Source organism: Zoogloea sp. LCSB751 (genome assembly GCF_002028455.1).
Taxonomy (GTDB): Bacteria; Pseudomonadota; Gammaproteobacteria; order Burkholderiales; family Rhodocyclaceae; genus Zoogloea.
In genome coordinates, this window is record NZ_MWUM01000427.1 from 1 (window position 1) to 250 (window position 250).

Below are 250 nucleotides of genomic sequence, written 5' to 3' on the forward strand. Positions count from 1 at the left end.
TACCGATCAAGGCGCCGGCGGCCTGAGCCTGATCCCAGGGCACGCCGATCAGCCAGGAGACGGGGGCGAACAGCCAGCCCAGGATGATCTGGAAGCTCAGATCCAGCCCCACCAGATCACCGGCCCAGCCCAACAGGCCGTTGAGCATGGCGATCACCCCGACGAACGCCAACAGGGTCGCGCCCACCGCCACAGCGATGTTGAGGCCGGACATGGCGCCATCGGCCGCCGCTTCAATCACGTTGGTGGC

General features: G+C 67.2%; 1 protein-coding gene. It reads right to left on the reverse strand.

Going from position 1 to position 250, the window contains the following annotated elements; all coding sequences use genetic code 11:
- Positions 1-250: nucleoside transporter C-terminal domain-containing protein (locus tag B4920_RS27205; RefSeq protein WP_305847138.1), on the reverse strand; the 250-nt coding region annotated here is incomplete at both ends.